Raw genomic sequence first — 12726 nt, forward strand, 5'->3', positions numbered from 1 at the left:
CGTCGGCCCCTCGCCGCGCCCCCGCCGCCCCCACCCGGGCGGCCGCGGCCCGGGGCCGTGGAGGCCGCGCGTGAGGACCCGCACCCGCATCGGCGACCTGCTCGTGCAGCAGGGCGTCATCACGCCCGAGCAGCTCGACGAGGCGCTGATCCACCAGCAGACGACGCGCCAGCGGCTCGGCCAGGCGCTCGTCAGCACCCGGGCCATCACCGAGTCGCAGCTCGTCGCGACGCTGGCCGCCCAGGTGGGCCTGGGCTTCGTCGACCTCACCGAGCACCCCGTGGACCCCTCGGCCGTCGCACGCGTCCCCGCCTCGCTGTGCCGGCGCAGCCACCTGCTGCCGATCGGCCTCGACGCAGAGCGCCGCCTCGTCGTCGCCATGGCGGACCCGGGCGACGTCGTCGCCCTCGACGACCTGCGGAGCATCACGGGCCTCGACGTCGTGCCCGTCGTGGCGACGCGCGAGGACCTCACCGCCGCCGTCGAGCGCTTCTGCCGCGCGGACGCCGACCTCGACGACCTCACCTCGGCGATCTCGGCGGACGTGGACCCGCAGGACGACCTGTCCCTCGTCGCCGCCGCGGTCGAGGACGCGCCGATCGTCCGCTACGTCAACCTGCTCATCGACCAGGCCATCACCGACCGCGCGTCCGACATCCACATCGAGCCGGGCGAGCACGAGCTGCGCGTCCGGTTCCGCATCGACGGCGTCCTCCACGAGGTCATGCGCTCGCCCCGCTCGGTGCAGTCGGGCGTCATCTCCCGGCTGAAGATCATGGCGGACATCGACATCGCCGAGCGGCGCCGGCCCCAGGACGGCCGCCTCTCCGTGGTGCACCACGGGCGCAAGATCGACCTGCGCGTGGCCACGCTGCCGACCGTGTGGGGCGAGAAGGTCGTCATGCGCATCCTCGACAACTCCACCGCGAGCCTCGACCTCGCCGACCTCGGCTTCAGCGACGCCAACCACGAGCGGTACGCGACGAGCTACCGCAAGCCCTACGGCATGGTGCTCGTCACCGGCCCCACCGGGTCCGGGAAGTCGACGACGCTCTACGCCACGCTCAACATCGTCAGCCGGCCCGAGATCAACGTCATCACCGTCGAGGACCCGGTCGAGTACCGGCTCCCCGGCATCAACCAGGTGCAGGTCAACGTCAAGGCCGGGCTGACCTTCGCCGGGGCCCTGCGCTCCATCCTCCGCTCGGACCCCGACGTCGTCCTCCTCGGCGAGATCCGCGACGCGGAGACGGCGACCATCGCCGTCGAGGCGGCCCTCACCGGCCACCTCGTCCTCTCGACGCTGCACACCAACGACGCGCCCTCGGCGATCACCCGGCTCACCGAGATGGGGATCGAGCCCTTCCTCGTCGGGTCCGCGCTCGACTGCGTGCTCGCCCAGCGCCTCGCCCGGCGGCTGTGCGGGCGCTGCAAGGAGGCCTACCAGCCCGACGAGCACACGCTCGCGCTCGCCGGTTACCCGCACGAGCCCGGGACGCCGCTGCCCGTGCTGCACCGCCCCGTCGGCTGCCCGCACTGCTCGCGCACCGGCTACAAGGGGCGCCTGGCCCTCCACGAGGTCATGACGGTCACCGAGGGCGTCGAGCGCCTCGCCGTCGAGCGCGCGTCCTCCTCCGACATCGCCCGCCTCGCGGCGGGGGAGGGGATGACGAGCCTGCGCGCGGACGGCTGGGCCAAGGTCGCCGCGGGGCTGACCTCGGTCGAGGAGGTCCTGCGCGTCGTGGCGTGACGCCGCCCACGCCCACGCCGACGCCCACGTCGCCCCGGAGCCGGACCGAGGTCGACCATGGCACGGCCTCAGGGCCGACTGCCGCAGAGCGGGGTCCGCTCAAGGCCCGCGCCCGTCCAGCCGATGACCCGCGCATGGAGCTGCAGCCCCTCGGCGACCCGTCCCCTGCGCCCCCGCCGAGCCCTGCGGTGGCGCCCGAGCGGGTCGTGGCGGGAGCGATTCGCCTGCCCGACGCCCTCCTGCCGCAGCCGCGCAGCGGCGACGTCCCGCCCGAGCCGGAGGTCGACGTCGTCGCCGCCCTCGTCGCCATGACGGCCGCGGGGGCCTCGGACCTGCACCTGACCGCCGGCGTCCCGCCGACGGTCCGCGTGCGCGGCGAGCTCGCCGCCCTCCCGGGGTTCCCGACCTGCGAGCCGGCGGCGCTGCGGCGCGGCCTGTACGGGATGCTCACGCAGAAGCACCGCGAGCGCTTCGAGGAGCACCTCGAGCTCGACCTGGCCCACGCGGTGCCGGGGGTCGGTCGCTTCCGCGTCAACCTCTACAAGCAGCGGGGGAGCGTCGGGGCGGCCTTCCGGGCCATCCCGAACGAGCTGCGGGCGCTCGAGGAGCTCGGGGTGCCGCCGGCCGTCGCGACCTTCGCCCACCTGCCCCGCGGTCTCGTCCTCGTGACGGGGCCGACGGGCTCGGGCAAGTCGACGACCCTGGCCGCCATCATCGACCTCGCCAACCGCACCCGGCGCGACCACATCATGACCGTCGAGGACCCCATCGAGTTCCTCCACCAGCACAAGGGCTGCGTGGTCAACCAGCGGGAGGTGGGGGAGGACACCCGGTCCTTCACCGCCGCGCTGAAGCACGCCCTGCGCCAGGACCCCGACATCATCCTCGTCGGGGAGCTGCGGGACCTCGAGACCATCTCCATCGCCCTCACCGCCGCCGAGACCGGGCACCTCGTCCTCGCCACCCTGCACACCCAGGACGCCGCGCAGACGATCGACCGCGTCGTCGACGTCTTCCCCGCCGACCAGCAGGACCAGGTGCGGACGATGCTCGCGAGCGCCCTGCAGGGCGTCGTCTCCCAGACGCTGTGCAAGCGCGCCGACGGCCGCGGCCGGGCCGTCGCCACCGAGGTGCTCATGGCGACCCCGGCGGTCCGCAACCTCATCCGCGAGGGCAAGACCCACCAGCTCCCCTCGGCGCTCCAGGCGGGTGGCGCGGCCGGGATGCACTCCCTCGACCAGCACCTCGCCGAGCTCGTCCGGGTGGGCGCGGTCACCTACGAGCACGCGATGGACAAGAGCTCGAACCCGGCGGACCTGGCCCGCCTCTGCGGCCGGGCCTGAGAGGAGCAGCGATGGCGACCGCCACGAAGACCTACGAGTACTCCGTCCGGGACGCCTCGGGCTCCCTCGTCACCGGCTCGCTCGACGCCGCGAGCGAGGAGGCCCTCGTCGCCCGTCTCAGGGGGATGGGCTACGCCCCGGTGTCGCTGCACGAGAAGGGGACCGGGCTCAACCGGGAGATCACCCTGCCGGGCGGGGACCGGGTCACGCTCAAGGACCTCGCCGTCATGTCACGGCAGTTCGCGACCATGGTCGGCGCCGGGCTCTCGCTCGTCCGCTCGCTGTCCATCCTCGCGGAGCAGAGCGAGTCGAAGGGCCTGCAGAAGGCGCTCGCGGACGTCCGGGGGAAGGTGGAGACCGGGACGTCGCTGTCCGACGGGCTGGCGGCGCACCCTCGCGTCTTCCCACCCCTCATGACGAGCATGGTGCGCGCCGGCGAGGTCGGCGGGTTCCTCGACGCCGTGCTCCTGCAGGTCGCCGAGACCTTCGAGGCCGAGGCGAAGCTCCGCGCCAAGATCAAGTCGGCCATGACGTACCCCGTGGTCGTCTTCGTCATGGCGGTCCTCGCGACGGCGGGGATGCTCGTCTTCATCGTCCCGGTCTTCGCGACGATGTTCAGCGACCTGGGCGGCGAGCTGCCGCTGCCGACGCAGGTGCTCGTGGTCCTCAGCGACCTCCTGCGCACCGTCGCCCCCGGCCTCGTCGTCCTCGGCGTCGCGGGGGCCGTCGTCTGGGGTCGCGTCCGCCACCGGGAGGGAGTGCGGGCCGTCGTCGACCCGCTCAAGCTGCGGCTGCCCGTCTTCGGCCTCCTCTTCCGCAAGGTCGCCATCAGCCGCTTCACCCGCAACCTCGGGACGATGGTCGCGTGCGGCGTGCCCATCCTCCAGAGCCTCGAGATCGTCGGCGACACCGCCGGCAACACCGTGCTCAAGAAGGCGACCGACGACGTCCGGGAGGCCGTCCGGCAGGGGCAGACCATGAGCGGCCCCCTCGCCCGCCACGCGGTCTTCCCGCCCATGGTCGTCCAGATGCTCGCCGTGGGGGAGGACACCGGCGCCCTCGACGCGATGCTCGCCAAGATCAGCGAGTTCTACGACCAGGAGGTCGAGGCCACGACGGAGGCGCTCACCTCCCTCATCGAACCGCTGATGATCGCCGTCCTGGGCTCGGTCATCGGCGCGATGATCGTCGCTCTCTACATGCCCATCTTCAGCGTCTTCGAGCTCATCCAGTAGGGCCCGTCGCGTGGCCCGGCCAGGAGCGCCCTCGTCCGGTGGACGAGGGCGCTCCTGCACGCAGCCAGGCGGGTGACGCAGCCCCGCAGGAGGTTTGACCCCTCAAGGTCGAGGCCGCACGGCCGATGAGGACGGGGCAAGGAGTCGCGAAGCGCAACCGCGCGCGGGCCCACCGGGCGACTCGTCCTCATCCCCTCCAGGAGATCAGCCCATGATGGCTCGCATCCAGAAGTCGATCCGCGAGAAGGACGCCGGCTTCACCCTCATCGAGCTCCTCGTCGTCATGATCATCATCGGCGTCCTCGCCGCGATCGCCGTGCCCGTGTTCCTGTCGCAGCGCTCGAAGGCGCGCCTCACCTCGGCCAAGTCCGACGCGTCGGTCATCGGCAAGGAGTTCGCCGCCTACTACGTCGACTCGGCGCTCGCCACGACGGCGTCGAGCACCGCCGCGGGCGGGGACTGGAAGATCACCGCGACCGCGGACGTCGCGACGGGCAAGCTCAGCGCCGGCAACAGCGTCACGGCCGGGTCCGGAACGGTGAACCGCACCTACTGCGTGGTCGTCAGGACGAGCGACCCGGCCGACGGCTACGTGCTCGTGGACGGCACGGGGCTCAAGACCTTCGCCAACGCCACTCCGGTCACCAGCTGCACGCCTGCCTGACCGGCTGCGGATGAGGCGGGGACCCGGTAGTCCGGGTTCCCGCCTCCTGCGTCCACCGCTCCGCTCGCAGCACCAAGCACCTAGGGAGGACCGACGTGCAGCAGGACGAGGGCTTCTCGCTCGTCGAGGCCGTGGTGGCCGCGATGGTCCTGGCGATCGGCGCCGTCGCCGTCGCGTCCGTCCTCATCGGCGCGCTCGACCTCTCCCGCGGCAACAGCCAGCGCGTCCAGGCGGCCGCGCTCATGACCGCCGAGCTCGAGGCGGCGCGGGGCGTGGCGGTCGACGACCTGCCGGTCGGCACCACCACCCGGGCGGTCACCCAGCAGGGCACCACCTACACCGTCGAGCGAGCCGTCGCCTGGCTCTCCAGCGGCGCCGGCGCGGACGCCTGCCTCGTGTCGACGGCGCGCACCGTGACGAAGACCGTCGGCGTGACCGTCACCTGGCCGGCGATGGGGCGCACGCAGCCGGTGCGCGGCGACACGCAGCTGTCGCCAGGACCCACCTCCCCGGCGCTCACCGGCCAGCCCGGCGCCGTCGCCGTCGTGGTCGCGGGGGCGGACGGCGCCGGCGTCCTCGGCGTCCAGATCACGCTCGTCGGACCGACACCGTCGACGGCCACGCGGACGGCGACGACGAGCAGCACCGGCTGCGCGTCCTTCCCGGACGCCCCGGCCGGCACCTACCTCGCCACCGCCTCGCTGAGCGGCTACGTCGCCCCCACCCAGGCCGCGGCCGCGCTGACGGGCTCCTTCACCGTCGTCCCGGGCCGGGTCGCCCGGCCGCGGACGACCCTCGACCGGTCGGGAGCCATCACGGTCACCACGACGGCCCCCTCGACGACCCCCGCGGGCGTCCAGCGCACCGGGATGCCCCTCACCCTGGACGCGCCCTTCTCGGTGCCCACCACCCGGCGCCTCTACCCGTCGTGCGCCACCGTCCCGGCGGGGTCGGCGGACTGCCTCCAGGAGGGCCCGGGGGGGACCACCCACCGCGCGACCGCCCTCTTCCCGGGCACGTACCAGGTCCGCGGCTGCTCCTCGTCGACGGCCGGTGGCGTCAGCGTCGTGGTCCTGCCGGGAGGGTCGCCGACGGCGACCCTCCCCTTCGGCACCGCGGTGCTCCAGGGCCCGAACAGCGGCAGCGGCGCCCTCCCGGCGACCGTCTACGTGCGCCCCGGCACGGGCAGCGCGTGCGCGGGGGCCGCGACCCTCGCGATCAGCACCTCGTCGGGCACGGCGCTGCCGCTGCCGGACGGGCCGTGGCAGTTCTCGCGCTACGAGTCGTTCAGCTCCTCGGCGGCGACGACGGTCACGGCGGGCCAGTCGGTGACCGTGACGGTGCCGACGTGACCGCTCGACCCGGTGCAGGGGTGCTGTCCGGAGGTGAGCCCGTCCTCAGGAGGGCGCGCGGCGACGCAGGGATGTCGCTCGTCGAGCTCCTCGTCGCCATGGGCATCACCTCGGTGCTCCTCGTCGCCCTCGGCTCCGTCTTCGTCGCCGAGCTCCGCGGGACGACGGAGGTGCGCGCCAAGACCACGACCAACGCCGAGGTGCGCCTGGCGGCCGACGTCATCGGCCGGCGGCTGCGCGTCGCCACGCCCGCCTCCCAGACGACCGCCGCCTTCCTCACGACGACGCCGTCGGAGGTGCGCTTCACGGCGAGCGTCCAGGACGCCGCCTGGGTCGCCGACCCTGCGCAGGCGGCTCAGGACCCCCCGCTGACGACCGTCACCTACCGCTACGACGCGGCCCTCGACTGCCTCACCGAGACGATCGCGCCGGCGAGCGCAGCGGCCCGGACCACCTGCCTGCTCCGGGGGACCAGCCCGGGTCAGACGCTCTTCACCTACTACGCCGACAGCACGGGCACCGCGACGACGACCGACCCGGTCGCCGTCCGCAGCGTGGGGCTCTCGCTGTCCTCGACCGCGACCGGTACGGGTCGCGCCTTCACCAGCGCGGTGACGACCCTCGTCACCTGCCCGAACACCGTCCCGAGGGCCTGATGACCACGTCCGTCCCCCGACCCGTCCCGACCTCCGTGCCGTCCGACCCCGCGGACGTGTCCGCGCCCGCCGCCCACGGCCGGCGCCGCAGGCTCGTCCGGAGGGCGGACCGCGAGCAGGGCAGCGCGCTCGTGCTGGTGGTCGGCGCCGTCAGCGTCCTCACGGCCTTCGCCCTCGTCGCCCTCATGGCCGCGATGACCGCCGCCCCCCTCAGCCGGCGCGCCCAGGACGTGCGCACGGCCACGGCGGCCGCCCAGGCCGGGCTCGACGACTACCTGTCGCGGCTCGTGGCCAACCCCAGCTACTACACGACCGCAGGCACCGGGGTCGACCCGGCGAACCCCGCCTTCGCCGCGGGCGGTGCACCGGTGCCCGGCGGGGCCGGGGGACGCTTCAGCTACCAGCTCCTGACGACGCCCTCGCAGACGGCTCAGTCCGGCGTCATCCGGGTGCGCGCGACGGGCGTCTCGCGAGGCGAGCGGCGAACCCTCACGGCGTCCCTGCGCCACTCGGGCTTCCTCGACTACGTCTACTTCACCGATCTCGAGGTCACCGACCCGGCGCTCGTCCCCCTCACGTCCGTCGCCACCTGGGTGGTCAACGCGGCCGGCGGCCTGGTGTCCCCGCCGTCGGGGTCGAGCTGGGCCCCCGACCCCGCCGTCTACGCGCAGAAGTGCGGGTCCTACTACTACGCAGGGAGGCACGCGCTCGACTACGGCGGGCTCAGCGTCTCCCGCTACACGGCCTCGTCGACGACCCCGATCATGCTGGTCGACGGCGGCGGCGTGCTGTCCGCCAGCCTCGACTACGGACGGACCGTCTACTTCGCCTGCCAGTCCATCTTCTTCGGCTACAACGACGTGCTGACCGGCCCCGTCCACACCAACGACGCGATGGCCATCACGGGCGGCTCCTCCGTGACCTTCACCAGCCCCGTCACCGAGACGGGCTGGGCCGACGGCACGACGCCCGCGCCCGATCCCGCCGCGCGCTGGTGGGGCGGCGGGTCGCCGACGAGCGCCGGGTCCAAGCCCGTGTACGCGCCCGTCCTCCAGCTCCCCGGGTCCAACGGCGACCTCAAGGCGCGCATCCAGTCGGAGGGGCGCGCGGCGGGCTGCACCTACGTGGGGGAGACGAAGATCACCTACACCGGGTCGTCCATGACGGTCCTGAGCCCGCAGACCACGACGACGACCCCCGGGTGCTTCGACGCGTCCCGGCGGACCCAGGCGCAGAGCTGGGCCGTGCCGCCGCTCGTCTACGTCGACGACCTGCCCGGCGCGTGCCCGAGCCCGGGCGCCGCCGCTGGCCACCCGCTGGCGAACGAGGTCGCCGGGGGGCAGACGAAGATCACGTACGGCTGCGCCAACGGGACGGCCTTCGTCAGCGGCATCCTCAGCGGCCAGACGACGCTGGCGACGGCGCGCGACGTCGTCGTGACCGGTGACCTGCAGTACGCGAGCGGCCTCACGGGCACGGACGTCCTCGGGCTCATCCCCAACGGCTTCGTCTGGGTGTACAACCCCCAGACGGCCTCCGGCTCCCGCCTGCTCAGCACGCCGGTGAAGCGCATCGAGGCGGCGGTCCTGTCCGTGGGCCACAGCTTCGTCGTCCAGAACTACGACCGGGGCGGCGAGCTCGGAGCGCTCACCGTGCGGGGGACGATCGCCCAGAAGCACCGCGGCATCGTCAAGCAGGGGAGCAACGGCTACGTGAAGGACTACGTCTTCGACAAGCGCCTGGCCAACCTGCCGCCGCCCTTCTTCCTCAGCCCCGCCGACTCCCCGTGGACGGTCTCGCGGGTCACCGACGGCTGAGCCCGACCGGTGACCACCGCCCTCGTCGTCTCCTGCGCCGTCCTCGGCCTGCTCGTCGGCTCCTTCCTCAACGTCGTCGTCCACCGGGTGCCGGCGGGGGAGTCGGTGGTGTCCCCGCCGAGCGCGTGCCCGCGCTGCGGCCACCGGCTGCGCGCCCGCGACAACGTGCCCGTCCTCTCGTGGGTGCTGCTGCGGGGGCGCTGCCGCGACTGCCGGGCGCCCATCAGCCCGCGCTACCCGCTGCTCGAGGTCGGCACCGCCGTCCTGCTCGCCCTCGTGGCCCTGCAGGTCGGCTGGTCGCCCGCGCTGCCGGCGTTCCTCTACCTCGGCTGCGTGGCCGTGGCGCTCACCGCCATCGACCTCGAGCACCACCGGCTCCCCGACGGGATCGTCCTGCCGTCCTACGTGGTCGGAGCAGTGCTGCTCGTGGGAGCGGCTGCGCTGCAGGCGGACTGGTGGGCACTCGCGCGGCTCGGCATCGGCCTCGCGGTGATGTGGCTCGGGTACTTCGGCCTCGCGCTCGCCAAGCCGGGCGGCATGGGCTTCGGCGACGTCAAGCTCGCCGGGCTCCTCGGGATGCACCTGGGCTACCTCGGATGGGCCGAGCTCGCCGTCGGCGCCTTCGCCGCCTTCCTCGTCGGCGGCCTGGTCGGCGTCGTCCTGCTCGCCACCCGGCGGGCGGGGCGGAAGTCGGCCATCCCCTTCGGCCCGTTCATGCTCCTCGGCGCGGCCATCGGCGTCGCCGCCGGGCCCGGTCTGGCCGCCGGCTACCTCGACCTGCTCGGCGTCGCCTGAGCGGCGTCCGGCGTGAAGGGGGCGTCACCTCCGCGGGGGCGGGGCCTCCGGGGGTGAAGGGAGCGTCACCTTCGCGAGGGTGCCGTGCGAGCGACCCGGACGGCTCAAGGCCCGGGCGGGGGTGCCGATGGAGCCTCGACGGCATCCACCCGTCGCCCCCACCGCCCGCGCCGCGGGCGCAGACCTCCCGGGAGGCCCCCGTGCCCCGCTCGAGCATCGGCCTCGACATCGGCACGTCCGGCGTGCGCGCCGCGGAGGTGGCGCTGACGAAGGCCGGGCCGGCGCTCGTCCGCTTCGCCTCGGTCGCCCTTCCCCACGGGGCGGTCCGCGACGGCGACGTGCTCGACGGGGTCGCCGTCACGGCCGCGCTGAAGGAGCTGTGGGCGGTCGGCGGCTTCCGGTCGCGGAAGGTCGCCGTGGGCGTCGCGTCCCAGCGCGTCGTCGTCCGCTCGGTCGACCTGCCCAAGATGCCGCCCGAGGACCTGCGCAAGGCGCTGCCGTTCCAGGTGGCCGACGTGCTGCCGATGCCCGTCGACCAGGCGGTGCTCGACTTCCACCCCGTCGAGGAGCGCACCAGCGAGGGCACCACGACGGTGCGCGGGCTCCTCGTCGCCGCCTCCGAGGACGCCGTCATGGCCCGCGTGGACGCCGTCCGCGCCGCCGGCCTGCGCGTCACGGGCGTCGACCTCGCCCCGTTCGCGGCGCTGCGCGCCGTCGCCAGCCCGGCCGGCTCCCGCGAGGGCGCCGAGGCGGTCGTCGACATCGGCGCCCGCGTCACGCAGGTCGCCGTCCACACCGACGGCGCCCCGCGCTTCGTGCGCGTCCTGACCGGCGGGGGCGACCGCGTCGTCGACGAGCTCGTCACCTCCGGCCTCGACCCCGACGACGCCCGGCGCCTCCTGCGCGACGAGGGCGTCCACGTCGACGCCCGCGCCGACGTGGGCGACCCGCGCTCGGCCGACGTCGTGACCCGCGCCGCCGAGCGCCTGGCCGACGGCGTGCGCGGCTCCCTCGACTACTACACCGCCACCCAGGGCGGCGACCCGCTGCGCGGCGTGGTCCTCGTCGGCGGCACGGCCCTCGTGCCCGGCTTCGCCGACCTGCTCTCCGAGGTGGTGGGCCTGCCGGTCCGCCGCGGCGACGCGCTCGCGCGCCTCGTCGTCGGCCCGACGAGCGACGACGGCCCGGCGGCCGAGGTCGCCACCCTCGGTGCGGTCCCGGTCGGCCTGGCGCTGGGCGGTGCGGCGTGAGCTTCGCGAGCCCCTTCGCCGGCGGCGGCTCCGGCGCGCCGACCTTCGCCGTCCCGGGCCAGCGGCGCCAGGACGACAGCGACGTCGAGGTCGTCCGGCTGACGGGAGCGCCGTCGGTCGACCTCCTGCCGCGCGCCGTCGCCGAGGCGGACCGCTTCCGCCGCCTGCAGCTCGGCCTCGCCGCCGCCCTCGGCCTCGTCGTCGTGGGGGCGGCGGCGGCCACCGTGCTGGCCGGCGCGCGCGTCTCCTCCGCGGAGGAGGCGCTCGCCGGGGAGCAGGCGCGCACGGCGCAGCTGCAGGCCGAGCAGGCCCAGTTCGCCGAGGTCCCCCTGCTCCAGGCCCAGCGCACGGCGCTGACCACCGCGCGCGACACCGCCCTCGCGCAGGACGTGCTCTGGTACCGCTACTCCGCCCACCTCGCGAACCAGCTGCCCGACGGCATGCGCCTGACGTCGCTGACGATGCAGCTCGCGGACGGCGCGGCCGCCCCGGTCGACCCGGCGGCGACCTCGACGGTCGGCTCCGTCGGCGGCGTGACGCTCTCCCTCGAGGGGACCACGGTCCCCGACACGGCCGACCTGCTCGACGTCCTGGGCGAGACCCCCGGCGTCCAGGACCCGTGGGCCGACAGCACGACGGCGGGCGCCGAGGGCGGCACGACCGTCCAGGCCCACGCCGACCTCGACGCGGCGGCGCTGTCCGGGCGCTACGCGGAGGACGCCACGGGCGCCGACGGCGCAGCGGTCACGGGAGCCGACGGCGGCGCCGTCGCCGCGGGGAGCACGGCAGCGCCGGCACCGGACGGCACGAGCACGGCGGGGGTGGGCTGAGATGCGCCTCACCCGGACCACCGCCTGGGTCGGCGGAGCCGCCCTGCTCGGCCTCGTGCTCGTGGCGGCGGCGTGGCTGCTCCTCGTGGGCCCTCGCCAGCAGCTCGCCGCGGACCTGCGGGAGCAGACCGCCTCCACCGCCGCGCAGAACGACCTCCTCACGGCGCAGGTGCGCCGCCTCGAGGAGCAGCTCGGCGACGTGCCGACCACCCGGGCCGAGGTCGCCGCGCTCCGCGAGCAGGTGCCCGCCGACGCCCAGCTGCCCGCCCTGCTGCGGCAGGTCACCGAGCTGTCCGACCTCGCCGGGGCCCAGCTCACCGGGGTCACGCCGACCGAGCCCGCGGACGTGCCGACCGACGCCGCGGCGGCCGTGCCGACTGAGGCCCCCGCGGACGCCTCCGCCGACGGGACCGCGGCGACGAGCCCGGCCCCGACCGACCCGGCCGTGCCGGGCGGCGTCCAGGTGGTGCCCGTGGCCCTCACCGCCACCGGCTCCTTCGCCCAGCTGCAGGAGCTGCTGCGGCTCGTGCAGGTCGAGCTGCCCCGAGCGCTCCTCGTGCGCAGCGTCAGCCTGACCGCGGGCGAGGGGGAGGGCGCGCTGCAGCTCTCCGTCTCCGCGGACGCCCTCGTGCTGCCGACCACGCCCCAGGAGGAGCAGCTCGTGGCCCTGGCCGCCGCCGGCGCCACCGCCGCCGACGGGGCGACGGGCACCGCTGCGAGCCCCGAGCCGGCTCCTGCTCCCGCGCCCGCGCCGACCGCCGGCGCCACCGATCCCTCCGCGGCGAGCGCCGCGGCGCCGCCCACCACGGAGGACCCGCTGTGACCGCTGCGGACGACCACGAGCCCACGACGCCGTCCTTCCCGGCGTCGCCCTCCTTCCCGACGTCGTCCTCGCCGACGTCGCCGGACGGCGTCGTGCCGGCGCCCCGGTCGGCCGGGGCCACCGCTCCCGGTGGCCCGGTCGGCGGCCCGCCGCTCTTCGCCCCGGGCGCGAACCCCTTCGCGGGCCTGGGCCTCGGGGCGGGCCTCGCCGG

11 protein-coding genes and 1 pseudogene are annotated in these 12726 nt (G+C 75.1%); all 12 read left to right on the forward strand.

Annotated features, from left to right (window positions below; translation table 11 throughout):
• Positions 1 to 70 precede the first annotated feature (70 nt).
• Entirely contained in the window at positions 71 to 1750 is a 1680-nt protein-coding gene (locus HLB09_RS06505; RefSeq protein ID WP_171202586.1) for a GspE/PulE family protein, read from the forward strand.
• Between the two features lie 134 nt (positions 1751 to 1884).
• Entirely contained in the window at positions 1885 to 3093 is a 1209-nt protein-coding gene (locus tag HLB09_RS06510) for a type IV pilus twitching motility protein PilT (protein WP_171202587.1), read from the forward strand.
• 11 nt (positions 3094 to 3104) lie between these two features.
• The gene (locus HLB09_RS06515; RefSeq protein WP_171202588.1) at positions 3105 to 4328 is read left to right on the forward strand and encodes a type II secretion system F family protein; all 1224 of its coding nucleotides are present in this window, start codon (positions 3105 to 3107) and stop codon (positions 4326 to 4328) included.
• A gap of 211 nt (positions 4329 to 4539) precedes the next feature.
• Complete coding sequence (locus HLB09_RS06520) at positions 4540 to 4992, forward strand: prepilin-type N-terminal cleavage/methylation domain-containing protein (protein ID WP_171202589.1); 453 nt, start codon at positions 4540 to 4542, stop codon at positions 4990 to 4992.
• Positions 4993 to 5087: 95 nt separating this feature from the next.
• On the forward strand, positions 5088 to 6344 hold the full coding sequence (locus HLB09_RS19840; protein ID WP_171202590.1) for a type IV pilus modification PilV family protein: 1257 nt from the start codon (positions 5088 to 5090) through the stop codon (positions 6342 to 6344).
• Complete coding sequence (locus tag HLB09_RS19845) at positions 6341 to 7000, forward strand: prepilin-type N-terminal cleavage/methylation domain-containing protein (protein ID WP_171202591.1); 660 nt, start codon at positions 6341 to 6343, stop codon at positions 6998 to 7000. Before HLB09_RS19840 ends, HLB09_RS19845 begins: the two co-directional genes overlap by 4 nt.
• Positions 7000 to 8817 carry a hypothetical protein gene (locus HLB09_RS06535; RefSeq protein WP_171202592.1) on the forward strand — a complete coding sequence of 606 codons (1818 nt, stop codon included), beginning with the start codon at positions 7000 to 7002 and terminating at the stop codon, positions 8815 to 8817. The genes HLB09_RS19845 and HLB09_RS06535 overlap by 1 nt, the downstream gene beginning before the upstream one ends.
• Before the next feature lie 9 nt (positions 8818 to 8826).
• Positions 8827 to 9612, forward strand: a complete 786-nt coding sequence (locus HLB09_RS06540; RefSeq protein WP_171202593.1) for a prepilin peptidase — start codon at positions 8827 to 8829, stop codon at positions 9610 to 9612.
• 200 nt (positions 9613 to 9812) lie between these two features.
• Positions 9813 to 10862 carry a type IV pilus assembly protein PilM gene (pilM, locus tag HLB09_RS06545; RefSeq protein ID WP_171202594.1) on the forward strand — a complete coding sequence of 350 codons (1050 nt, stop codon included), beginning with the start codon at positions 9813 to 9815 and terminating at the stop codon, positions 10860 to 10862.
• On the forward strand, positions 10859 to 11692 hold the full coding sequence (locus tag HLB09_RS06550) for a hypothetical protein (protein WP_171202595.1): 834 nt from the start codon (positions 10859 to 10861) through the stop codon (positions 11690 to 11692). Before pilM ends, HLB09_RS06550 begins: the two co-directional genes overlap by 4 nt.
• A gap of 1 nt (position 11693) precedes the next feature.
• Positions 11694 to 12515, forward strand: a complete 822-nt coding sequence (locus HLB09_RS06555) for a hypothetical protein (RefSeq protein ID WP_171202596.1) — start codon at positions 11694 to 11696, stop codon at positions 12513 to 12515.
• Positions 12512 to 12726: pseudogene (locus HLB09_RS06560) on the forward strand (hypothetical protein); the annotation flags it as partial. The gene HLB09_RS06555 and the pseudogene HLB09_RS06560, both read left to right, overlap by 4 nt.

This window comes from Pseudokineococcus marinus (assembly GCF_013004605.1).
Classification (GTDB): Bacteria; Actinomycetota; Actinomycetes; order Actinomycetales; family Quadrisphaeraceae; genus Pseudokineococcus; species Pseudokineococcus marinus.